Annotated in this window: 17 protein-coding genes; 9 read left to right on the forward strand and 8 right to left on the reverse strand. The window is 42.8% G+C overall.

All coding sequences use genetic code 11. From position 1 onward, the window contains the following. Positions 1-75 precede the first annotated feature (75 nt). Together ACFQ21_RS20165 and katE are read left to right on the forward strand one after the other, a co-directional pair. Positions 76-630, forward strand: a complete 555-nt coding sequence (locus ACFQ21_RS20165) for a YciE/YciF ferroxidase family protein (RefSeq protein ID WP_377581776.1) — start codon at positions 76-78, stop codon at positions 628-630. Positions 631-672: 42 nt separating this feature from the next. Further along, complete coding sequence (katE, locus tag ACFQ21_RS20170; RefSeq protein ID WP_377581779.1) at positions 673-2,862, forward strand: catalase HPII; 2,190 nt, start codon at positions 673-675, stop codon at positions 2,860-2,862. Between the two features lie 117 nt (positions 2,863-2,979). Here katE and ACFQ21_RS20175 read toward each other — a convergent pair whose 3' ends face one another. Together ACFQ21_RS20175 and ACFQ21_RS20180 are read right to left on the reverse strand one after the other, a co-directional pair. Continuing rightward, positions 2,980-4,029: an alpha/beta hydrolase gene (locus ACFQ21_RS20175; RefSeq protein WP_377581782.1), complete on the reverse strand. Its 1,050-nt coding sequence runs from the start codon at positions 4,027-4,029 to the stop codon at positions 2,980-2,982. A 400-nt stretch (positions 4,030-4,429) separates the two neighbouring features. Further along, a complete protein-coding gene (locus ACFQ21_RS20180; protein WP_377581784.1) occupies positions 4,430-5,140 on the reverse strand; it encodes a helix-turn-helix domain-containing protein in 711 nt (236 codons plus the stop codon). A 69-nt stretch (positions 5,141-5,209) separates the two neighbouring features. Here ACFQ21_RS20180 and ACFQ21_RS20185 point away from each other — a divergent pair, with 69 nt between their 5' ends. The 5 genes from ACFQ21_RS20185 (at position 5,210) to ACFQ21_RS20205 (ending at position 14,121) form a co-directional block, all read left to right on the forward strand. Further along, positions 5,210-5,602: a YbjN domain-containing protein gene (locus ACFQ21_RS20185; RefSeq protein WP_377581787.1), complete on the forward strand. Its 393-nt coding sequence runs from the start codon at positions 5,210-5,212 to the stop codon at positions 5,600-5,602. Between the two features lie 41 nt (positions 5,603-5,643). Continuing rightward, entirely contained in the window at positions 5,644-6,345 is a 702-nt protein-coding gene (locus ACFQ21_RS20190; RefSeq protein WP_377581790.1) for a PspA/IM30 family protein, read from the forward strand. Positions 6,346-6,369: 24 nt separating this feature from the next. Next, positions 6,370-7,050: a hypothetical protein gene (locus ACFQ21_RS20195; protein WP_377581792.1), complete on the forward strand. Its 681-nt coding sequence runs from the start codon at positions 6,370-6,372 to the stop codon at positions 7,048-7,050. 61 nt (positions 7,051-7,111) lie between these two features. Beyond that, a complete protein-coding gene (locus tag ACFQ21_RS20200) occupies positions 7,112-9,139 on the forward strand; it encodes a flotillin family protein (protein WP_377581794.1) in 2,028 nt (675 codons plus the stop codon). Between the two features lie 140 nt (positions 9,140-9,279). Further along, the gene (locus tag ACFQ21_RS20205) at positions 9,280-14,121 is read left to right on the forward strand and encodes a DNA repair ATPase (RefSeq protein WP_377581797.1); all 4,842 of its coding nucleotides are present in this window, start codon (positions 9,280-9,282) and stop codon (positions 14,119-14,121) included. A gap of 147 nt (positions 14,122-14,268) precedes the next feature. Here ACFQ21_RS20205 and ACFQ21_RS20210 read toward each other — a convergent pair whose 3' ends face one another. From ACFQ21_RS20210 to ACFQ21_RS20230, 5 genes are all read right to left on the reverse strand, one after another. Then, entirely contained in the window at positions 14,269-16,560 is a 2,292-nt protein-coding gene (locus ACFQ21_RS20210; protein ID WP_377581800.1) for a S8 family serine peptidase, read from the reverse strand. 641 nt (positions 16,561-17,201) lie between these two features. Next, positions 17,202-18,284: an acyltransferase family protein gene (locus ACFQ21_RS20215; RefSeq protein ID WP_377581802.1), complete on the reverse strand. Its 1,083-nt coding sequence runs from the start codon at positions 18,282-18,284 to the stop codon at positions 17,202-17,204. Positions 18,285-18,700: 416 nt separating this feature from the next. After that, positions 18,701-18,910 carry a hypothetical protein gene (locus tag ACFQ21_RS20220; RefSeq protein WP_377581804.1) on the reverse strand — a complete coding sequence of 70 codons (210 nt, stop codon included), beginning with the start codon at positions 18,908-18,910 and terminating at the stop codon, positions 18,701-18,703. Further along, positions 18,907-19,428 (reverse strand): SRPBCC family protein, encoded by a 522-nt coding sequence (locus tag ACFQ21_RS20225; RefSeq protein WP_377581806.1) that lies wholly within the window; start codon positions 19,426-19,428, stop codon positions 18,907-18,909. Before ACFQ21_RS20225 ends, ACFQ21_RS20220 begins: the two co-directional genes overlap by 4 nt. Beyond that, positions 19,425-19,751, reverse strand: coding sequence for an ArsR/SmtB family transcription factor (locus tag ACFQ21_RS20230; RefSeq protein WP_377581808.1), 327 nt, complete (start codon positions 19,749-19,751; stop codon positions 19,425-19,427). Before ACFQ21_RS20230 ends, ACFQ21_RS20225 begins: the two co-directional genes overlap by 4 nt. 240 nt (positions 19,752-19,991) lie before the next feature. Between ACFQ21_RS20230 and greB the strand changes: the two genes are divergently transcribed. Beyond that, on the forward strand, positions 19,992-20,465 hold the full coding sequence (gene greB / locus ACFQ21_RS20235) for a transcription elongation factor GreB (protein ID WP_377581810.1): 474 nt from the start codon (positions 19,992-19,994) through the stop codon (positions 20,463-20,465). A gap of 39 nt (positions 20,466-20,504) precedes the next feature. Here the strand turns inward: greB and ACFQ21_RS20240 are convergent, their stop codons facing one another. Beyond that, positions 20,505-21,050 carry an alpha/beta hydrolase gene (locus tag ACFQ21_RS20240; protein ID WP_377581812.1) on the reverse strand — a complete coding sequence of 182 codons (546 nt, stop codon included), beginning with the start codon at positions 21,048-21,050 and terminating at the stop codon, positions 20,505-20,507. Between the two features lie 232 nt (positions 21,051-21,282). On the opposite strand from ACFQ21_RS20240, the gene ACFQ21_RS20245 reads away from it, so the two are divergent. Further along, on the forward strand, positions 21,283-23,355 hold the full coding sequence (locus tag ACFQ21_RS20245; RefSeq protein ID WP_377581814.1) for a hypothetical protein: 2,073 nt from the start codon (positions 21,283-21,285) through the stop codon (positions 23,353-23,355). Positions 23,356-23,414 lie beyond the last annotated feature (59 nt).

The raw sequence follows: 23,414 nt of genomic DNA on the forward strand, positions 1-23,414 counted from the left end.
ACTGGTTAAGTATAAACACCACACTACGCCAGCGGCATAATTATTTCCCGTAGTTCTGTACTAAAAAAATTACCCATGGCTACAACAACCAAAAAAACTACGAAGGCAAAAGTTGCAGTGCAAACCAGAGAAGAGTTTCAATCAGCTCTGTTGGTTCTCTTCACCGATGAGATTAAAGATATCTACTGGGCAGAAAAACATCTTACCCAGGCGCTGCCAAAGATGGAGCGTGCCGCCACTTCCGATGGATTGAAAGAAGCATTTGCCAATCACCTGCAGCAAACACAGCTGCATGTTGAAAGACTCGAACAGGTATTTGAACTTTTGCAGGAGAAGATCCAGGCCAAGAAATGTGATGCAATGGAAGGACTTGTGCTGGAAGGAGAAAGTATCATTGAAGATACCGATGAAGGTACAGCTACGCGTGACGTAGGTCTTATTATCGCTGCGCAAAAAGTTGAGCACTATGAAATAGCAGCGTACGGCAGTTTAACACAGCTTGCCAAAACGATTGGTCGTGACGACATCGCGGTTATTCTCGCCAAAACATTAGCGGAAGAAAAAGAGACCGATGAACTTCTTACAGCGATTGCTGAAAACACAGTTAACTACGATGCTGCCACGGAATAGTGGCAAAGACTATATCTCAATCATTATATAACCGTTTCGTTCATGGCAAAGAAAAAAAATGTATCAGCTTCGGATACGAATCCTGTCAATGATAAAATTGTTGGACTGGAAGTACACAAAGAAGATAGTTCGAATGAATTGATGACAACCAACCAGGGTGTACGCATTAACGATGATCAAAATTCACTGAAGGCCGGATCACGCGGTGCCACACTCCTGGAAGATTTTATACTTAGGGAAAAGATTACTCATTTTGATCATGAGAGAATTCCGGAGCGTATAGTTCATGCGCGGGGCTCTGCCGCGCACGGTGTGTTCCAGGTATATAAATCATTGGCTAAATATACCCGGGCAAGTTTTCTGACAGACCCCGATAAAGTTACGCCTGTATTTGTACGGTTCTCTACGGTAGCAGGATCGCGCGGCTCAACCGATCTGGCCCGCGATGTAAGAGGCTTTGCTGTTAAGTTCTATACAGACGAAGGTAATTTTGACCTGGTAGGTAATAACATGCCTGTATTTTTTATCCAGGATGCAATCAAGTTTCCTGATCTTGTTCATGCTGTAAAACCTGAACCGGATAATGAGATGCCACAAGCTGCATCTGCGCATGATACATTCTGGGATTTTATTTCATTGATGCCCGAGTCAACGCACATGATCATGTGGCTGATGAGTGATCGTGCTATACCAAGAAGTTACCGGATGATGGAGGGATTTGGTGTACACACGTTTCGGTTGGTAAATGAAAAAGGCGAAGCGCATTTCGTTAAGTTCCACTGGAAACCTCTTTTGGGTGTACACTCCGTTGCCTGGGATGAAGCGCAGAATATATCCGGTAAAGATCCTGACTTTCACCGAAGAGATTTATGGGAGGCTATAGAGAGCGGTAATTACCCGGAGTGGGAGTTAGGCGTGCAGATAGTTCCGGAAGCAGATGAACATAAATTTGAATTCGATCTGCTCGATCCGACCAAGATTATTCCGGAAGAAATTGTGCCGGTTGAGCGCATCGGTAAATTAACGTTGAATCGTAATCCGGATAATTTCTTTGCCGAGACTGAACAGGTTGCTTTCCATGTAGGGAACATTGTGCCCGGTATAGATTTCACTAATGATCCACTGCTGCAGGGAAGATTATTCTCCTATACCGACACGCAACTGATTCGCCTGGGCGGTCCGAATTTTCACGAGATACCGATTAACCGGCCGGTGGCACCCATTCACAATAACCAACGTGATGGCTATATGCGGCAAACCATTAATCGTGGCAAGACAAGCTATAGTCCTAATTCACTTGGTGGAGGTTGTCCTTTTCAGGCAAAAGCGTTGGAAGGAGGTTTTGCTTCGTATGCTGAGAAAGTAGATGCGCGCAAAGTGCGTGAACGAAGTCCCAGCTTCATGGATCACTTCAGTCAGGCGCGGTTGTTCTATAACAGTCAGTCCGAGCCGGAGAAGAATCATATAGTAGATGCCTTACGATTTGAGTTAGGTAAAGTTGAGACAGTATCGGTACGCGAAAGAATGCTTGTTATACTGGCACACGTAGACAATGGCCTTGCCAATGAAGTAGCGCACGGGTTAGGTTTGTCAATTCCTAAAACACTGAATGGTCATCTTAATCAAAGTATACCGGCTGACGCAGATCCTCAAAGCTATCAGCCGATTGTGAAGGAAGGTTCTCTTGCCCGGTCAGAGTCGTTAAGTATGACCGGCACAATTAAAGATTCGATTCGTACGCGGAAGATTGCTATACTTGCTGCTGATGGTGTTCATGAACCATCGTTGACCCTTGTACGCGAAGCACTTGAGAATGAAGGCGCGATTGTAGAAGTAATTGCTCCTAAACTGGGGAAAATTATAGCAGAGAATGGTGCGGAGATCGCTGTCAGCAAAACATTTCTCACCGGTGCATCAGTATTCTATGATGCAGTATATGTGCCTTCGGGAATTAACAGCGTAGCCACACTTTCTGCCGAGCCAGCCGCGGTACATTTTCTCAACGAAGCCTTTAAACATTGCAAAGCTATAGCAGCCGATGCCGATGCTTTACAAATGCTTCAGCAAACGTACTTTGTCAAAAAGTTACCAGAAGACAAGAGCGAGAAGACCGCCCTGCGCGAAGGCATTATACTACACGACAACACCAAAAAACTTGCGTCAACATTCATCCAGGCAATAGCCCTTCACCGATTCTGGGACCGCGAAAAAAACCGAAAGGTCCCCGCATAAAAAGAACAAGTCATCATAAAAGTATAAACCACCGCAAGGTGGTTTTATACTTTTATATACTTATACCTAATTTTTAAATCTTAAATCTTCCAATTTTCCAATCTTAAAAATTTACCTCTACTTCAAACTCTCCCTAAAAAAACTCTCCAGCTTATCAAACGGTATAACATTCACACGGTCATACAAATCAACGTGACTTGCGTTGGGGATAATTACCAATTCTTTAGGCTCGTTGGCTGCTTTATACGCATCTTCGCTGAAGTAACGCGAGTGTGCATTCTCACCTGCAATGAGCAACACCGGACGTGGCGCTATTTCTTTAATATAGGTTAGCAACGGAAAATTCATAAACGACAATGGATTGGTAGCTGTCCACGCAGCATTCGAGTTGATAGAGCGAGGATGAAAACCGCGTGGTGTTTTATAGTAATTGAAATAGTCTACAACAAATTGAGGTTCGTTACCTTGTAGTTTTTCAGGTAATCTGTTTGAGCTCGGAGCATAAGTTCCCTGTTCTGCATCTTTCCAGCGTTGCTCTGCGAGTTGCTGCAACATGTTGGCGCGTTGCTCTGCCGTAAGTCCGTCAAAGTATCCGTTTGCCATTACGCGACTCATGTTATACATACTGGTTGTAGCAACTGCTTTTATTCGCTTGTCAATGGCAGCAGCGTTTAATCCCATACCGGCAAATCCACATATACCAATGATACCGATCTGGTTTCTGTCAATTGTTTTTTGCAATCCGAGAAAATCTACTGCTGCGCTGAAGTCTTCGGTGTTAATATCGGGCGATGCAACATTACGGGGTTCACCACCACTCTCTCCGGTATAGGAAGGATCGAACGCAAGCGCAGCAAAACCACGTTCAGCCATAGTCTGTGCATATAGTCCGGATGATTGTTCTTTCACTGCGCCAAACGGGCCACTGATGGCGAGCGCTGCTAACGACTCACTGCCGCGATTCTTCGGTAAGTATAAATCACCAGCGAGTGTAATTCCGTAACGGTTTTTAAATGTTACTTTTTGCCTTGTTACTTTATCACTGAGTTGAAAAGTATAGAAGTCTTTTTCTCCTGTCTGTTTCATTTTTTCTTTTGTTTTTGTTTGTGAATAAGCCTGCCCCGCCAGCAGGAGGGATGCGGCTATAAGTGTCATAACCTTTTTCATACTTTCTTGAGTTGTTGTGCGCAAAGGTAGAGTCACTCCCTGCGACAGAATTAAAGAGAATCAAACCAATCATTAAGAATTTCAAACTGTGGAGCGGGGAATGATCGGCGTATATTACCCTTGAGCATGAGTCTGTATTTGAAAATCTTAATGATCTGATTGATTTTCTTAACCTGAATACTGGTTATAATTTCGACTTTGCAGCCGTTAATTTTTATCTATGAAAAAGATAGCGACTATACTTGCAAAGATTTCCGAGTGGATTGATGGTCAGACTTCGTTTCCGGATTTGAAACGAGTTACGCCATAAGTATAAAGATATTCCTGCAGGTGTATACCGTGAGGTCAATAAGATATATATATAGTTGTCAGGTTGCAGATCGATGCAGGAGTATCTTTTTTATTTCTCGTGCTGATACGTTGCAAACAATTTCCAGAACCGTTGCGTAAACTTGAAGTCGAATGTCTCCCGTTTGAAGTCATTTAAGACAAGGTCAATTTTTTCATCTTTCATTTGATACTGGCCCAGCATGATCTCATGCCCGTCAATAAAAAGACCTGTCTTGTGCTGACAGAGATGAATATTCTGTTGGGTCACTTCTTCGAAAATCAACACATCACCTATACTATAGTTTGGGAGCGATTCGTGGTGCGCGATATTCGGATTAAAGCTCAGCGCTACCATATTGCGATTGTTTACTTCCGGCAAAATGAGCTTCGGAAAGTTATCCTGATCATTGAATGACAATTGCTGGTAAGAGCACTTCATATATATAGCGTCATTAATGAATGGCACCTGCCGGAGTTGAAGATTGATGATATTATTTTCATCCTCAATTAACGTATCCCCGTTATATTTCAGTATCTCGTGTATGGAGAGGTTCTGCGTAATGAATTGATTGAGCGGTATGCAAAAATAATTGGCAATCTGTATAACCGTTTCGATCCTCGGCTCAGCCCTGTTCTCCTCATACGAAGAGATATTTCCCCTTGTCAGGTCAAATAAATCTGCAAAAGCCTGTTGGCTAAGTCCTTTGGTCGTTCTGATCTTTTTAATATTGGCGCCAATCTTCGTCATGTCCTCAAATATAATTGTAATTTCTATTATCACAATGCTAATATTTTTTGCAATTTTAAAAAGTACTTAATAGATTTGTTCTGTCAGCAGAAACTATACGGCATGAATCACTTTGAGACTATCGAAGATTTCGCACTCAGGCTTAACTGTAGGATCCTATATAAGAGTGAGCAGCATGGCATTCTGAAAATCGATAATCAACCCGATGGCATTCATAATCTGATTCTGGGTATAGCACCGCCCATTCTTATTATGGAGCAGTTTCTCTTTTCTTTCCGGCAAGACAACCTGGACATGTTCAAAAAACTACTTCAAAAAAACAGGGATACCATTCACGGTGCTTTTGTTATTAATGAAGAAGGCGACCGGGTACTGTTCCGGTATACCATGCAGCTTCAAAATCTGGACTTCAATGAATTTGAAAGTGCCCTGAACTCGCTTGGATTATTACTGAGCGAATTCTCTCAACAGATCATTGATTTTTCGAAACTATAATTTAGATGCACGATTGTATTTAAAATCTAAAATCATCAGTCATGAATATTTTCAAAAGACTTTTTAGAATAGGACAGGCTGAAATCCACGCAGCAGTTGATAAGATGGAAGACCCTATCAAGATGACAGAGCAGGGCCTTCGTGAATTGCGCACCGATCTTACCGAAGCAACTGAAGCTTATGCCCAGGTAAAAGCACTGGCTATACGTACTGAAAACAATCAGCTTCAGGTTCAACAGGAGTCAAAAAATTATGCTGAAAAAGCTATATTGATCATGCAAAAAGCGCAGTCAGGACAGGTAGACCTGATCAAGGCTGAAGAGCTTGCGCGTGAAGCTTTATCGCTCCATAAAAAGTACTATATAGAATCGGAAGAGCTCGGCCTGCAGGTAACGGCATTGCAACAATCTTCCAGGGAAATGCTGCGCAATACCGAGATTCTTAGAGAGAATATGGAGAAGTGGGAGAAAGAGTTGCGTACGTTAAAGGCGAGAGTGAAAGTCAGTAAAGCGACTGAACAGGTAAACAAACAACTCGCCCAGGCCGATAACAACGGAATAGTCTCGATGCTCGAACGCATGCGATCAAAGGTGGAAGACCAGGAAGCTGTCGCAAAAGCGTATGGTGAAATATCCCGTGAAAAAAATAGTAAGAAAGAAGAATTGGACAGCCTGCTGAAAGATGATTCGTTATCCATTGAAAGAGATCTTCAGGCTATCAAACAAAAATTAGGTATATCGTAAATTGTTAACCTGTTCAACGTACCGATGTCAAGTATAATCGACCTGCTTTTTCATCCGCTGAGTAATGCGATCATGACGATTCTCACGGGCGTAACTGCTATATATTGGATCACTACATTCTTTGCCGGAGATCTGTTCGGAGATGCCGGAGCTGATACAGACTTGCCAGTACATGGCGCAGACTTGGATACAGATGTAGATGTTGACGGTGATGATGTAGCGGGAGACAAAAGTTTTTTTCAGAAAGCATTGGAGTTTGTGAACATCGGCAAAGTGCCATTCATGGTGGTATATTCTGTTTTCAAATTCATCGCGTGGATTATTACGTTAACATCATCGGTATTTCTGGGGCTCGCAAGCTGGGGCTGGAAATCGGTCGTTATACTTTTTCCTGTTTTCTTTGTCACGTATCTGATTACCCGGTATGCAACTAAACCGTTGATCAAAGTATATGATGCTATGGGCTATAATGGAGAAGAACCGCAGGAATTATTGGGAAGAATCGCCCGGATGCGTTCAACAATTTCAGGCGATACGATCGGAGCAGCAGAAGTAAAAATACAAAGTGATATTATCCGCATCAATGTAAAAAGTAAAACAGGTGAGTCGATAGCGTACGATGCCGAGGTGATGATTATGGACGAATCATCCGATAAGAAATTTTACCTCGTAGTGCCTGAGATCACACTGTCCAACATCGTTTGACCTTTACTCTATATATAAACCTTTACAACTAAAATTCTAACCTTTAAACTTTTCCTTTACTATGGATCTACTTGGTGGCATTAGCTTATTGCTTCTTGGCGGAATTGTATTCTTTATCTTTATCATTCTCTTTGCCTTCGCGACTTTCTACAAAAAGATTCCGCAGGGTAAAGCAATTGTGCGCACAGGTGTTGGCGGTGGTAAAGTCGCCTTCAACAAAGGGATGTATGTAATTCCTATTCTTCATCAGATGGAAATTATGGATATATCTGTAAAGAAACTGCAGATCGATCGTCTCGAACAGGATGGTCTTATCTGTAAAGACAATATCCGCGCTGATATCAAAGTAGCATTCTTCGTTCGTGTAAATAAGAACGTTGATGATGTGTTGAACGTAGCCCAGATCATTGGTACCGAAAGAGCCAGCGACATTGAAACACTTTGCAACCTCTTCGAGGCAAAATTCTCGGAAGCACTAAAAACAGTAGGTAAAAAATTTGATTTCATCGAACTATATGAAGCTCGCCGGGAATTCAGAACTGAAATTCTGAACATCATCGGAACTGACCTGAACGGATATATACTTGACGACTGCGCGATCGATTTCCTGGAACAAACCGAAATAAAATTTCTCAGTCCGCAAAATATACTCGACTCACAAGGTATCAAGAAGATTACCGAGCTTACAGCTGCGCAGAATATAAAAGCCAACCTGATCAAGCGTGAAGAAGAGAAAGTGATCAAGAAGCAAGACGTTGAAGCACGTGAAGCTATACTCGAGTTGGAACGTCAGATGGCAGAGAAAGAAGAAAAGCAGCGCAGAGAAATTGACAACGTAAAGGCGCGCGAACAAGCCGAGATCCTCAAAGTAAGAGAAGAAGAAAGACTCAAGTCTGAATCCGTTCGTATCAAGACAGAAGAATCGCTTGCTGTACAAGAGGAAAATAAATTACGCCAGATCATCATCGCAGAGAAAAATAAACAACGCACCGATGCTGTAGAGACTGAGCGTGTGGAAAAAGATCGTGCATTGGAAGCTACCGAGCGTGAGAAGATTGTAACCCTGGCGCAGATTGAAAAAGAGAAAACAGTAGAAGTTGAGCGCAAGAATATACAGGATGTTATTCGCGATCGCGTGCGTCTTGAAAAAGGTGTGGTAGAAGAACAACAAGGCGTAAAAGATCTGGAAGCTTTCCGTGAAGTAGAACGTAAGAAGACTGTAGGTATAACACAGGCCAGTCAACAGGCTGAAGAAAAACTGATCTATACCGTGAAAGCTGCGGAGGCAGAGAAAAAAGCTGCCGAAGAAAAAGCGAAACAGTTGATCATTGATGCAGATGCCAAGAAAGAAGCTGCCGTGAAACAAGCGGAGGCCCGTAAAATATTAGCCGAAGCTCAGGCACGTGAAGAAGCAACGAAAGGACTTTCTGAAGCAGAGGTTATGATGGCCAAAGCAGATGCATCCGAAAGACAAGGTATAGTAGATGCTACCGTAATTGAGAAAGTTGCTGAAGCAAAACGCAAGGAAGGTTTAACCGAAGCGGAAGTAACCAAAGAAAAAGCGTTGGCAGAAGCTGCCGGTATCGAGCAAAAAGCAGAAGCGATGAAGAAACTCGATGGTGTCGGAAAAGATCACGAAGAGTTCAAGTTGCTGCTTGCAAAAGAAAGAGATATAGCATTGGCACAGATCAATACGCAAACACAGATTGCCGAAGCACAAGCCGCTATATTAGGCGAGGCGTTGAAGTCTGCGAAAATTGATATCGTAGGGGGGGAGACCATGTTCTTCCAGAATATAGTGAACCAGGTTTCGAATGCGAAAGGCTTTGATCGTTTGATCAACGAAAGTGAAAACGCAACCCAGATCAAAACTGCTATACTTGGAGAAGGTGGAAATGGTGGTGACCTGTTGACTCGCATCCGCGACTTTGCTGTGAAGTATAATATAACTTCGAACGATATCAAGAACCTGACCATTTCAAGTCTCATTCTGAAAATGCAGCAGAACAGTTCTGACGAAGATCGTCCGTCATTACTCAGCCTCGCCAACCTGGCAAGTAGTTTGGGATTATCGAACAGAAAGCTGTAGTACGTCAATCATCGATGGTTCTCAGCGCAGCCGGATCATACACGCGAATCGGGACTTCATAAGAGTCCCGGTTCAGCCGTGATCATGGCAGTAATTTTTACAGATGTATAGATGTTCATCAGCGTTTATCTTTTTCCCTAATGGCAGGTACTGAAAACACAAATACGATATTAGATTCCGGTACATACGAGATTATCCGGAAGCGACTGGAAGAACAACGGTTGAATCTGGCAGAGCGACTGGCAAAGTTGAATAACGCCCGCAAGGAAATATTCAATACCACCGGTTTTCAACTGATCGCCAATCAGCGCATCACGACTATAAACAGTGGTGTAGCGCGTGGCATCATGGCCTTTGGTAAGCTTACCATCTTCGGGTATAACGTTCATTTCGGTTTACGTGAAAACATCAAGCTCAGTGATGTTTTCAGTATATATAAATTCACGGGCGATCATTTCGCTCCGGAGCCGCTTACGCTGATTGAAGACGAAAGCTTCATTACAGACTTCAGCAATCTTTACAAGTACTATAGGGACTCGATCTTTGCCAAGTTTGTAAAGACGGAGAATCATCTTTACATGATTTTTCAAACCAGCAAAAATCCTGACGACCGAAAAGCTTTTAAATGGTTGATCAAGGATGACAAGCTGGTATATCTTGATGACCGCAGTATTCACGAAGTAAAGCGTTCACCACAGCATGAATTCGATTGGATCAAAACCGATCTCGCTAATCGCAGGTTAGGTTTACATCCGCATATTTCAATTTTAGACAAAGTATTCATCGAAGCAGTTCACGGTGATATTACTTTTAAAATTGAAAACAATACCGATTCAGGTAAGGGAATTTACTCGGAGCCTGTCTTAAATAAAGATCAGCAGCTGGATGATGCAGAGTATCATTATGCTGATCTCGGAAATCTCATACCGATCAAAATAAAACCGTATGGAGAAAACTTTCGTGCCTATATATTTAATGTACGAACGAAACAGGTCCTCCCCATTAATACCCTGCTTGATGCAGGCGTGTTGTTACCAGACAACCAGGGTATAGTTTTTCCGAATGGTTATTATCTGCAAAATGGCGAGCACAAAATATTCGAACTCAATGTAGCGGAGCTGGAATATAGCAACAGTGTTACGTCTCCCAATGGGGAAGACTACCTGTATATATTCTATCAGCGGCATACGAATACATATGTACTGATGTCGTACAACATGATCGCGCAACAAGTAGAGACCCCGATCGTGTGCAATGGCTTTACCGTATTCGGTGATGGAATGTTGGTTTACTTCCGATCGGAGAATGAAGCGGTGAGACATCACCAGGTGCAGATCTGGCAAACGCCTTATACAGCTACGCTCCAGGAAAATGCAGCGATGAGTAACAACGTGCTGTATAAGATCGGAAATAAAGATATAGTGAGCGCGATGAGCGAAAGCCAGGAAGTAATACAGCTTTTGCAGAAAGAAGACAGCTACGAAGATCTTTACGAAGATATACACAAGCGCACGAATGATATTGTCGATTCGTATTTCTGGTTGAAGGATGACGGCACGTTCGATCTCGCTACTCCGCTGACGCAAATCCGGAATATAGCCAACACCGCTATCGATGAGTTTGCAAAAGTGCAGGCGCAACGGCAGCATGCCAAGGACAATCTCGTGGCCATGCAAAAGCGGGTGGACCAGTTGGTGATCGATGTAAAAGGTGCAACCATCACATCGCTGGATCAACTTGTAAAACTGCTCGCAACAACGCGGAGCATGCAAGGTGCTGTTATTGATCTGCAGAATATCCGGTATATTGATACGAATGCCGTTAGCGCGTTAAAAGATATACTCGCACAGTATAACAGTTCACTATCACAGGATACGGTTACGTTCTTATTGAAGGAGGAGGCTCTGGCGCCCTACGCAGAAAAAGTTGCCGAGCTCAAGAAAGCAGCAAGCCTTGTAACCAAGGTGATCGATGCGCAACCGGTAGAGCAAGCTATAAAAGAGATTTCTACCGGACTGGAGATGCTCATCGATATTCTGAACAGTCTCAAAATTGAAGACACTACGCAGACTACGCGTATCGTTGAAAAGATCTCGCTGATATTCGCATCACTCAATGAAGTGAAAGCAGAATTGGTACGCGTAACGACTGCCTTGAAAGCGCAGGAGTCGACCGGCCAGTTTTATGCACAGCTTACGTTGCTCGATCAAAGTATAGTAAACTTCCTTGACCTCTCTACAACACCTGAGAAATGTGAAGAGTATTTCACGAAGGTGGGCATTCAGGTGGAGGAACTCGAGAGTAAATTTGCCGACTTTGATGAATTCGTTCTGAAGATAGCCGATAAACGTGACGAGGTCATCAAAGCGTTCAACGGCAAAAAGGAAATGCTGATCGCGCAATTGAATAAGCGTACAACAGCATTGGAGCAGATCGGCCTGCGTGTTCTGAAGAACATTGAAAACAAAGCACAGTCGTTTAACGGCAAGGAAAGTATATATGCATTCTTCTCTACTGATTTGATGGTAGACAAGGTGCGTAACCTGATGGACGAGTTAAAGGAACTCGGTGATGTAGCGAAAGCAGAAAATCTCGAGAACCTGGTGAAGGTAGCACAGGAAACTGCCTTACGAAATCTCAAAGACAAGACTGATCTTTTTGTTGATGGCCAGAACATAATAGCACTCGGTAATTACAAGTTCATTGTAAACAAACAAGTGCTTGATCTCACGATCATTCGCAGAAATGAGAATTTGTTTTTTCATCTCCTGGGAACAAGCTTCTATAAGCAGGTGTCTGCTGAATCGCTATACCAGCATCGCGCTATATGGGAGCAGGAGTTGATATCTGAAAATGCGGAAATATACCGTTCGGAATACCTCGCATATCAAACATATCAGGAAAGTCTGCAGCAGAACGATTCATGGAACTACGAAACTTTCCTTAACGATCGTACGGAGCGTGATTATGCCGCAGCCTATCTGAAAGGCGTTCATAATACAGATGCTGCAATTATATACCAGGGGCTTAAAAAGCTTCAGGCGGAACTGCATATACTTCAGTTTTCTCCTGCAGTTCGTGTCGCTGCTCAATTGTTCTGGTTTGGACTGGATGAGGCTTCGCGCAACAAGTTACAGCAATTGATTACGGCTGCCTATGCTATACAGGAAAGTTTCCCGCAGAGCAAGCGTGCAAGCTTTGTAGAAAAACAATTGTCAACGCAATTCGTGCAGTCAAAGATTGCATACGAATCTGTAGACGCCAACGATGTGGCGCTATATCTGTATTCTGAACTTTCGGTCGCGCGGCATTTTACCTGCAGTCAGCAAGCGCTGCATTTCAAAAAAGCATTCGATGAATACTTAACGGCCCAGAAAAGGACAGCGCTGTTCCTGCAGGAAGTAAACAATACAGGCTTCGAAACGGCTGAGCGATTTTATATCATTCAAAGCTGGCTGCAGGCATTTTCTCAAACACGTTCGGTCGTAACCGATGAACTATATATTGATGAAGCGGCATGCCTGCTGCTTTTCAAAGATCATCCGTACAGAGAAAGGGCAGCCGCAGATTCCATTGAACTTACCGGCCTAAAAGGCACGCATGCCGTAATACCCGGTGAGGGTAAATATATATTGAACTTCCATCGGTTCATGAAGAAGATGCGTAGTTACTTTGATACGATTGTTCCGGCATTCACATCGTTCAATCAGCTCAAGGAACAATTGGTGCAGGAATATCGCCAGCAGTTAAAGATCAGCGAGCTCGAACCAAAAGTATTGAGTTCGTTTGTTCGTAATCGTCTCATCAACGAAGTATACTTTCCATTGATCGGTGCCAACCTCGCGAAGCAAATTGGTGCAGCAGGTGACGATAAACGCACCGCCCGTATGGGTATGCTGTTACTGGTATCGCCGCCAGGCTATGGTAAAACAACGTTGATGGAGTACCTGGCGAAAACTATGGGACTACATTTTGTGAAGATAAACGGTCCTACCATCGGGCATAGTATCACATCCATTGATCCACAGGAAGCAACAACATCGGGTGCACGTGCAGAACTCAAGAAAATAAATCTTTCATTTGAGATGGCCGATAACGTGATGCTATATATTGATGATATCCAGCATTGCAGTCCGGAGTTTCTGCAGAAATTTATATCACTCGCGGATGGTCAGCGAAAGATGGATGGTATTTTTGAAGGTGAGAGTAAAACATATGACTTGCGCGGAAAACGTTTCTGCGTAGTAATGGCCGGCAACCCCTATACCGAGAGCGGTGAACAATTCAAGATACCAGATATGCTGGCGAACCGTGCGGATGTATATAACCTGGGAGATGTTATAGGAAGTTCTGACCAGTTGTTCAGACTCAGTCTCATTGAAAACTGTGTTGCCGAGAATCGATATCTGCAACGCATCAGCAACCGCAGTTTTGAAGATCTATACAAACTCGTCAGTTACATCGAGACAAAAAGTGATTTGTTGCCTGAGCTCGAAGGAAACTATAACCAGCAGGAAATTGACGATGCTATCGCAGTATTGCGGAACATCACCCGGATTCGCGATGTCGTGATGCTCGTGAACCAGCAATATATAGCGAGTGCGGCCATGAAAGATGCATACCGTACGGAACCTGCTTTCAAGCTGCAGGGTTCATACCGGAATATGAATAAGATGGCAGGTAAGGTTGTACCGCTGATGAATCCCGAGGAAGTAAACACGTTGATTCTTTCGCACTACGAAGGAGAGTCTCAGACCCTGACATCGGATGCAGAAGCGAACCTGCTTCGACTAAAAGAAATTGCAGGCTTCCTCGCTGAACAGGAAGTGATACGCTGGAAGCAGATCAAGGAGATCTTTGTGAAGAATAATAAATTTGGAATGCTGAGCGAGAGCGACACCTCCGGACAGATGTTGATTCAACTGAGCTCGTTTAACGATCACCTCGAGGCCATTGCCAAAGCAATTAAGGGAGGAAGATAACGCTATCTATAGATGCCGGGTATATTTCATGAACTTGTAAATATATAGATCAATACTGTTGTCGAAAGACCATATCCATTTTGTAGTAAAAAAAGAACGGCCACATTTAGTAGCCGTTCTTTGTATATATACTAGCGTGTTCAATTGCTATTTGAGTACGATCCTTATCTGGTCGGTTTTACGATCACCGTTTTCAACCCGCAGATAATAAACTCCACGAGGAAAAGTATTTACAGGAATGTTAAGTGTCTTCTCGTTGCTGAAAGCAGTAGTAAGTTTTTCACTTGAAATAGTATATACTACTTTCTGCGTTTTCTCGCTATACAAAATTATCTGCTGCGGCAGTGCTACGGGAGCATCGTCAAAGCTTAAGGAGAGTATATCGGATGTCGGATTGGGATATGCAACACTCATACTTCCACAACTGCTGGCATAAAACGTTTTAGAGTATGGCGAACTGATACCACAACTGTTTTGTGCTGTAACGGAAATAGATTGAGACGGAGCGGCAGAACTATTTACCGTTAACATAGCTACCGATGTATATACTCCCAAACCATCATAATCTGTAAAGTAAGGAGCCCAGCTTCCGAAATTCCAATTGTATTGTGTTACACCCTGTGCACTTTGATTGGAATTTCCAACCGCTATACCTAAGTTATAATTATAGCAAAGTTGATTACCCGATGGAGGTCCCATGCGAACCGTTAAACTTGAAATGGGAGAGGGCGCACCAACGGTAACGGCTTTACTTAATGCAACCACACCACATACACCATTGAATGTTGCTGTGATGGTAACTGTGCCGGTAAAGCTTCCAACGCGTGTTGCTACGCCACTGCTGTTAATCGTTACTCCACTGGTGTTGCTGCTTGACCATGTGATCGTAGTTCCTGCCGGTGGACTGGTAATTGTAAAAGTAGCACTTGGGCAGACGTGTGACGGTCCTGAAAGAACGGCATTGTTAATAGCAGCCTTCACCGCCGTGAAAGCATTTAGTCGTCCGAAGCCAAATGTATTGTCGAAGCCTGATGATCCCATATCAGTGGCAGTCTGTTGCAGCAATGTTCTTACTTGTGCCTCTGTTAATGTAGGGCTGGCTGAAAGCATCAATGCCGCCACACCGGATACCTGGGGAGCTGCTGCTGATGTTCCGTTAAATCCATTAAAGAAATCTCCTGCATCATATCCGTTAGCACCAGGACGATCTATAGTGCGAATGTTTCCGGTTGGAATATTGCAACCCCCTATATCTGCTACACCGGAAGCTCCACCGGAAGGTGCTACCAAATCCATTTCGGCACCTCTGCTGCTATAGTCATGTATAGCACCTGTATTACTAATGGCACCCACGGTTATTACTCCATTTACATTTGCAGGAAAAGTAACGCCGTTAAAACAGTCCGGGCATCCTGATCTGGGATGCGAGTTACCGGATGCAAAAACAACAACGCATCCCCGGGTTACGCCATTTCTTACGCGCCCCAAAGTGCGAGCATTAATTATCTCCTGCTCTATAGCAGGAATAATATCTGTCTGCCAGAAACCCCAGGAGTTGCTGATAACATCTGCATTTCCAAAGGCAGGATCCCACGCACGGTTAATAGAAGTTACCAGCTGTGCTATCGTTTCACCTCCTACAAAAATATTCACAGGGTATATCAATGCGTTGGGAGCAATGCCTGCAACGCCCAGTGTATTATGCGATGCTGCAATTATGCCGGTACAAGCCATACCATGTCCAACGCGATTTATTACTGTTGTTCCGGAACATACGGCATTGGGACGACCGAAGCCATTGGCATTTAAAACCGTAAACCCCTGCAGTACTCTTCCTGCCAGATCATTGTGATCTTCCACGCCATCATCGATTACAGCAACCCGTATGTCACAGCCTCGTGTGATGTCCCATGCCTCCGGAGCATTTATATCTATATTGGCTGTTCCTCCAAATTGACCGGTGTTGTTGAGATAGTATTGATCTCCATAGGTAGGATCGGCAGGAATCAAATGTTTTTCTATTTGTGCCATGAAATCAGGATGACACCACTCCACTAAACCACTCTCATGAATTTTATTCGCGATGTCCAATACATTTTCTCCTTTTGTTACTTTAAAGAAATAGGTACGCTGAGCCGTGCTTCCTTCCTGCGATATACCGTTCTCTACCAGTCGCCTGATCTGCTCGATGGTCACGCCATTCTTTGGACGAAAAATAATGTCTCCGTTGAGATAGTATGGAACTCCGTTGCCATAATAAACCGGCAATTGAAATTCGACATCAGCAGCATTCAGGCTCGACTTACTTGCTTTTGTCTGCTTTAATAAAATAAAGGACTGTCCTCCAATAGACATTTCACTCGCATTATCAACATTGGTTGATTGTCGGGCTTCCTGGAGTAATGCACTCACTTCTTTACCACCCTTTTTAATTTTCACTAATGTTTGCGAAGGGTCGGGAGTTAAAATCAGTTTTTGGTTCCCGGTCCAGAAGTAGGCTTGTTGGGAAAACGAAGTAACAGTTGTTAATAGAATGACAATAAACAAAATAGGTATACTCTTTCTCATAACTTGTTGGTTTTAGTTAGAAATTTGACATATGCAGAATATCTTATTAATGCACGAAGCACGGATTGATTTTTATACTATATATAGGCGTTGACATCTATAGCACAACCTTCAGCCCTACATTTCCGCTATTTCTATTCGGCCAACGATTTTTCTTGTTACGGATGTGAGTATAGAACACAAACCTGCATAATGCTAATAATCTTTTAAATCTTTTTTGAATTTTCTGCCGTGTTTCCGTTTGATACTTCTGTGCGACTGTGAAGACAAACTATATATATCATATCTGTTATAACATTTGATAGATTGAAGTGTATAATTACAATGAATAGGACAGGGCGTGTGTCGTGCGTTAGTAACGGACGATAAAAAGAAAGAGGCCATTCAGGTTGGCCTCTTTCTGCAGTGGAGATAATCTGGAAAATTATACTTTGTGATCTGGTATTACTCATTAGTCAAGATATATACTGGTGATATATACTAATGAACTCTTTTTAATGTTCTATATCTTTTTATTCTGCCAGTAATTTTTTCCGATTGAGATGTCGTCTCACAGGAACATCGAAGAATCGCATAACCAGGTAAGCAAAGAGAATCAGGAAGATTACTCCACCTATAATGATAAACGTAAGATCTTTAATAGACGGCTTGACGCTTGTAAAGTAATGTCCAAAGATCCAGATCGCCCAGTAGTGTGTCATATAGAGCGGGTAGGAGATGTTGCCTGAAAATTCGCAAAGTGTTTTCAGGCGTGGCGAAAGTGTAGAGCCTGCGCCCAGCGATACAATTAAAGGAAAATAGATTAGAACAATGAGCAGTTCCGTGAGCCAGCTCCATTTTAACACAGGCATAACAAAAGCCAGCATTAAAAATATACCGAGAATTATAAAACCAAATTTGTTTCGGATGATGAGGTTATAGCGAAAGATCAGAATGCCGGCAAGAAAGGAGTAGAAGACACGTGCGCCTCCATCCAGGAAGTTACTACCTGTCCAGCCTCCCAATAAATTGCCTGCCCTATAGGCTACAAAGGAGAGTATACCAGCAGCCACGATCAGTAATACGATTAAAATCACGCGATTGATTTTGGACAGGATCAACGCGTAAAAAATGTTGGCTATATATTCCCAGAACAGCGACCATGAAGGAGCATTAAAGCCAAACAAGTTGAAGGCTCGCTCCTCCATCATGGGTGCAGGTATCAACAACACGGAGCTCAGGAATAATAATATTATCGCTCCAATTCCATACGCGTTGGCTTCCGAGCTATAGGGATCGAGAAAAAATCCAAGCAGCCCGAGGACAGAACCTAAAACTACCAACGGATGAAGTCTGATGAGACGTGCTTTGAAAAACTCGAGCAGTCCTATTTTTTGAATCCTATAATCGTAAGCATAAGCAGTCACAAATCCGGACAGACAAAAGAAAAAATCAACGGCAAGATATCCATGGCCTATAAAGTTTTTGCTGAAGTCTGTAAATACCCATTCCATGAAATGGAAGATGACTACGGCTAACGCTGCTACTCCTCTCAGACCATCAAGAATTGCAAAATGTTTCTTGGTGCCCGTTACATCTGCCAGGTTGTTGCTCATTATATTTTTCCAGGTTTAAAAACTGGGAACAATAATGCAGCAGCGGGATAATTTTCCTAGTCATTTGTGATTAAAGGTCAATGTATAGTCTGACAAAACTAACAGCAGTGTTACACCGAAACTTCAGGCAACTGTGATGGATGCTATATTTACTTTTCCGGCTGGCTTGTGAAATCGACCATCCATTGAATTCCGTATTTGTCTGCAAACATTCCGAAATAACAACTAAAGGGACCCTCTCTCATGGGCATCTCAATTTTTCCTCCGGGTATTCCGGGCTTGACAGGTCTTTGTAACGCATCATTTTCGCAAACGCTCCGCCCAATACTGATTTGTAAAATGTAAATGCTTTTTCTGCATTTTCAGTTGACGTGAATGTAAGGATTGATACGTGCCATAATTTTTAGTTTATATACTTATTCCAATTCTTCGCAGTAAAACTTGTGAATGTGCAGCAAGTCTTTTACTCGTGAGACTATATTTACTTCACAGTCAATACGCAAAATTCTGTCGCAGTCTTCCAGGTCGAAACTCCATTTTTCATTGGGAAGTATAGTGTTAATATCCGGTTTGAGTTTCCTGACCTGCTTTTTGTTTTTGACAGAAGTTTTGAAAACGTAAATCATTTTTTTGCTCCTGATAGCTGTTGGGATGCCAATAGGTCTTTCAGATTTTCATAAGTCATCGTCATTCCTATTTTAAAGCCTTCGAGCACCATCTCCATACGTTCACGAGACTCGTTATAAATACTGATGTTGACTTTTGTTCTTTGCGAGCCATCGGTGCTATGTTCGCTGAAGTTCAGATCCCAATCAGAACCGTGTACATCGGGGTTCTCATCTTTATCAGTAAAAACATTAAACATTTTGAAATTGGTCTTAGGACTAATAGAAGTATATTTCTGTACAGCCCAACGCTCTTGTCCCTCGGGACTTACCATCGCGTAAAATCTTTTGCCTCCAACTTTGAAGTCCATGTACTTTGTTTTTGAAGTCCAGGGTTTCGGTGCATACCATTGATCAAGAATTTCAGGTATTGTAAATGCGTCCCATACCAGTGACAGGTCTGCATCAAATTCCATCGTAATGGATACAGTCTTTGTTGCTTTGTCAACATTAAAATCGAATAGCGAAGTGTTGTTCATTTTTTTTGTTTTTTCATGGTTGATAATACATCATTAAGTTGATGAAAGCGTGCTTCCCAGATTTTTCTAAACTGGTTTAACCACTTATCGATCTCTTTCATTTTTTCAATTTCAAGTGAGTAATAGATTTCTCTTCCTCTTTGCTCTTGTGTTACCAATTCACACTCTGTAAGAATCTGAATGTGTTTTGAAACCGCCTGTCTGCTGGTTTTAAATTCTTCAGCGATTGCATTGGGTGTCATTGCCTGGGCGGCAATCAATACCATAATAGCTCTTCGTGTGGGGTCGGCTATAGCCTGAAAAATATCGCGTCTGACTTCCATAAATATGTGCAACTAAGTGATTGCAAATATACGTGCAATTACTTGGTTGCGCAAAGTAAATGGCAAAAAATATTTGATTTGATTAAAAACGGATCGCTAATTTGTTTTCGGTGTTACCGATTACCTTGATTTATTTCGGTAAGTTTGGACGATTATGCAAGTGCTTCCGACACGGCCGTGCGATCTTTCGGTCGATGAATGTACATCGATGCGCATGTATAGTTTTGTGAACAGGTAAACATGAAGACACCCTTTATTACCCCCGAAGGTTTAGAAAAGTTGAAAGCTGAGTTGGATCATTTGTGGCGAGTTGAACGTCCGGAGACCACGCAAAAAGTAGCATGGGCTGCAAGCCTTGGCGATCGTTCTGAAAATGCAGATTATCATTACAATAAAAAACGCCTGCGCGAAATTGACAGGCGTGTGCTCTACTTACGTAAATGTATAGATGATTTGAAGGTGGTGAGTTATTCATCTTTTCAGGAAGGCAAAGTATTGTTTGGCGCATGGGTGGAAGTTGAAAATCAGCGAGGCATGCGAAAGCGTTTCCGGATAGTCGGATCGGATGAGATTAATGATGCCAAAGACTATATATCCATTGACTCGCCTATGGCACACGCGTTGATGAAAAAAGAAGTGGGTGACGAAGCCGTAGTGAAAACAGGTGCGGGGGAGTTTGTGTGGCGTATTATCAAAATTGAATATCAGAAGTAAGAATGTTCTTCCGACAGTTGTACTATATAAGTAGCACTCCTATACTGATTTAATGTCGTTGGCAATAACGGTAAGGTCATTGTTAAATTGATGTCCGCCCGTTGTAATTTCATGGAACGATGCCAACGGAAGGTGTTGCTTGTAAATGGTAAAATGCGTGAGCGGTACTTCATCATCATCGGTGCAGTGATACAGGTGCAACGGTATTTTTTTATCGAGGTGTGTTGCAAAATCTGGTAGCAATTTGAAAGGTTGAACCCAATCTTCATCTCCATTCCAGAACGGTGTGGCCAGAAGAAAAATGCCTGCAATTTTCTTCTTGATTTTTACTTCTGAAAGATATGCCAGCAGCATCGAAGCTCCGAATGAATGACCAACTAAAATGATGTTGTCTTCACGCTCGGAAATTTCGCGACTGATCTGCTCGCGCCTGCCGAGGTCAGGTGTTCCATCATTAATCAGCAATGGATAATGTATGGTGTACTCTGAATTTAAATTTGATTTCAGTGAAGCGACAAGTTTTGCATCTGCGTGGTAGTCTTCTTCCGATGAACCACCATGAAAGAATAGTATGTGTTTTTTCATTACGGCTTCTTGTCAGTTATAGTCTCACAAATATCAACAAGCGTGTCCTGGTTGTGTCCTCACGAATTCGTTGTCCAATGTATATATAATTCACGTGCCTGCATCTTTTTGTTGTCTCAAGCAGACAAGTTATTCATTCATCTATAATATGTTCCGTGCGTCAGAAATAGCTTCGTCTCGCATTCATTTATTCTTATTTTGTTTGATTCATTAAATCTGATTTGTAAATCTTATGCGATATATCATTCTCTTCGCACTCCTTTCGTTTGGCACACTGCAGGCACAGGTAAAGGTCGATCTGACGAACTTCAACAGGAAGAATGGCGCTACCGCATCCGTGAAAGGAAATATTGTGTCTCTATCATGGCCCGCAGGAACGGGCAAAACGGGAAAAATTATTCTCGATCTTTCAGCAACACAACCTGTTTTCAAAAGCATCGAATTGCAGGAAGGAAAAAATAATCACCAGATCGCAGCAGCACTCGATCCGGCATTTGTACTCACGGTAGGCAAGCGTGACTTGATTTCACAAAATGGATGGAATATATTCTTTGATAAAGTCCCCAAGAAACCGTTCAAGGCACACAACATCGAGTTCGTCAAGCAGTCAGCATCTGTTCACTCTATAGGAACAAGAACGGTGATCACTATAGGCTCAATGAAAGCTCCTGACTTCAGCGGAAATTTCGAGATCACTATATACAATGGAAGTCCTTTGCTAAATATAGCTGCGGTGATGACCACCGAAAAAGATTCAACAGCGATCTTGTACGATACCGGTTTGATTTCCAAGACTGCAACATGGGAGAAGATCGGCTGGAACGACACGCGTGAACAGATGCAGTCGATGAAGCCTACACTCGGTGACAGCTCGAAAAATTTACAAGTCAAATATCGCACAGTAGTCGGAGAGAATAGTGAAGGAAGTCTTGCCGTATTCCCGGCACCTCACCAGTATTTCTATCCGCTTGACGAGGCATTCAATCTGAAGTTCGTTTGGGCTGGAAATCATTATCGTAAAATGATCAACGGTTATGGCATCGGAATCAGACAAGATCTGTATGGTGATCGAAGATTTGTTCCGTGGTTTAATGCTCCGCCACATACAAAGCAACGGTTGAATTTTTTCGTATTGATGAGCGCAGGAAATTCATCTGCTGTACTCGAAGAAGTAAAGAAGTTTACGAACAACGATCGCTTCAGTTCGCTGCCCGGATACAAGACATTAACGAGTCATTTTCACAATGAGTTTATCATGCAAGTTGTGTTGGCAGACAAGCCGATTCCCGAGGCGCCAACGTTTATCGATGTGATGAAACGCAGCGGTGTTGATATTATTCATCTTGGTGAGTTTCATTATACAGCACATGCTACTGGTCCGGATAGTCTTCGCCTGAAAGAACTTCATGCTTTGTTTGAGCAATGTGAACGACTCTCGTCTAAAGATATACTGCTGCTTCCCGGGGAAGAACCGAATGAATTCTTTGGTGGACACTGGATGAATTTTTTTCCGAAACCTGTTTACTGGGTAATGTCCAGGAAGGAAGGCATGCCATTCGTAATCGAAGATCCGAAGTATGGAAAGGTATATCGCATAGCGAATGAACGCGAGATGCTTGAGTTGTTGAAAAAAGAAAATGGTCTCGCCTGGACAGCGCATGCGCGCACGAAAGGATCAACCGGATATCCAGATAAATATAGGTCGGCTGATTTTTTTAAGGATGAACATTTCCTCGGTGCGGCTTGGAAAGCAATGCCGGCAGACCTGTCACTTCCATTCCTTGGTAAACGTGTTCTCGAGCTGATGGATGATATGAACAATTGGGGCGATCGCAAGAAGGTGTTGGCCGAAGCTGATCTGTTTACCATTGAACCCGAGAACGAAATGTACGCGCACCTGAACATTAACTACCTGAAATTAGATAAGCTTCCGGAATTCAAAGACGGCTGGCAACCTGTGCTGGATGCGCTGCAGCAAGGTAAATTCTTTTCATCAACAGGAGAGGTGTTGATTCCAGAGTTTACCGTTAACGGGAAATCAACAGGCGAGGAGATTACATTGTCTGACAAGAACGTCAATGTCAACTTCAAACTCAAATGGACTTTCCCTATGAACTACGCTGAGATCATTTCCGGTGACGGAGCAAAAGTATATCGTGAGAAAATTATACTCGACCAGACGTTGCCTTTCGGTGAACAAGTGTTCCATAAATCAATTGATCTCACCGGAAGAAAATGGGTTCGCCTTGAGGCTTGGGATGTTGCAGCAAACGGAGCGTTTACACAAACCGTGTGGATCAAATAGTCATCCAGCTATAGCTCATCAATGATATTAGTCGAAGTTATACCAAGTATATATAGCGC

The organism is Ohtaekwangia kribbensis (assembly GCF_042676245.1).
Classification (GTDB): Bacteria; Bacteroidota; Bacteroidia; order Cytophagales; family Cyclobacteriaceae; genus Ohtaekwangia; species Ohtaekwangia kribbensis.

Coding starts and splice junctions, on each gene's coding strand:
- ACFQ21_RS20245 (WP_377581814.1), top strand. CDS start 21,283: ATGCGATATATCATTCTCTTCGCACTCCTTTCGTTTGGCACACTGCAG.
- greB (WP_377581810.1), top strand. CDS start 19,992: ATGAAGACACCCTTTATTACCCCCGAAGGTTTAGAAAAGTTGAAAGCT.
- katE (WP_377581779.1), top strand. CDS start 673: ATGGCAAAGAAAAAAAATGTATCAGCTTCGGATACGAATCCTGTCAAT.
- ACFQ21_RS20225 (WP_377581806.1), bottom strand. CDS start 19,428: ATGAACAACACTTCGCTATTCGATTTTAATGTTGACAAAGCAACAAAG.
- ACFQ21_RS20200 (WP_377581794.1), top strand. CDS start 7,112: ATGGATCTACTTGGTGGCATTAGCTTATTGCTTCTTGGCGGAATTGTA.
- ACFQ21_RS20195 (WP_377581792.1), top strand. CDS start 6,370: ATGTCAAGTATAATCGACCTGCTTTTTCATCCGCTGAGTAATGCGATC.
- ACFQ21_RS20215 (WP_377581802.1), bottom strand. CDS start 18,284: ATGAGCAACAACCTGGCAGATGTAACGGGCACCAAGAAACATTTTGCA.
- ACFQ21_RS20175 (WP_377581782.1), bottom strand. CDS start 4,029: ATGAAAAAGGTTATGACACTTATAGCCGCATCCCTCCTGCTGGCGGGG.
- ACFQ21_RS20165 (WP_377581776.1), top strand. CDS start 76: ATGGCTACAACAACCAAAAAAACTACGAAGGCAAAAGTTGCAGTGCAA.
- ACFQ21_RS20230 (WP_377581808.1), bottom strand. CDS start 19,751: ATGGAAGTCAGACGCGATATTTTTCAGGCTATAGCCGACCCCACACGA.
- ACFQ21_RS20220 (WP_377581804.1), bottom strand. CDS start 18,910: ATGATTTACGTTTTCAAAACTTCTGTCAAAAACAAAAAGCAGGTCAGG.
- ACFQ21_RS20185 (WP_377581787.1), top strand. CDS start 5,210: ATGAATCACTTTGAGACTATCGAAGATTTCGCACTCAGGCTTAACTGT.
- ACFQ21_RS20205 (WP_377581797.1), top strand. CDS start 9,280: ATGGCAGGTACTGAAAACACAAATACGATATTAGATTCCGGTACATAC.
- ACFQ21_RS20190 (WP_377581790.1), top strand. CDS start 5,644: ATGAATATTTTCAAAAGACTTTTTAGAATAGGACAGGCTGAAATCCAC.
- ACFQ21_RS20240 (WP_377581812.1), bottom strand. CDS start 21,050: ATGAAAAAACACATACTATTCTTTCATGGTGGTTCATCGGAAGAAGAC.